At 54.2% G+C, this 277-nt stretch carries 1 protein-coding gene; it reads left to right on the top strand.

Annotated elements, in window-relative coordinates:
- Positions 1–16: 16 nt before the first annotated feature.
- The gene (locus KMS84_RS42970) at positions 17–187 is read left to right on the top strand and encodes an RNA recognition motif domain-containing protein (protein WP_368860723.1); all 171 of its coding nucleotides are present in this window, start codon (positions 17–19) and stop codon (positions 185–187) included.
- The last annotated feature ends 90 nt before the right edge of the window (positions 188–277 follow it).

The raw sequence follows: 277 nt of genomic DNA, 5'->3' as shown, positions 1-277 counted from the left end.
CTTTTAGTCCATCGTTATGAGGGACCGTGACACCGGCCGTTCTCGTGGCTTTGGCTTCGTGACCTTCTCCTCGTCTGACGAGGCGGATAATGCCATCCAGAATTTGAACGATCAGGACTTTGAGGGCAGAAGAATCAAGGTCAACCATGCCAACGCTAAGCCCTCCGGTGGAGGAGGTGGTATGTGATTGTTCTCCCGATGCGTTTCTTCCTCCAACATAAGTTTCAGGCTACGGAGGATCCGGCTCTGGAGGCTACAGCGGTGGCGGTGAGTACAC

This window comes from Streptomyces hilarionis (genome assembly GCF_024539675.1).
Taxonomy (GTDB): domain Bacteria; phylum Actinomycetota; class Actinomycetes; order Streptomycetales; family Streptomycetaceae; genus Streptomyces; species Streptomyces hilarionis.
This window is presented reverse-complemented; position numbering and strand designations above follow the sequence as displayed.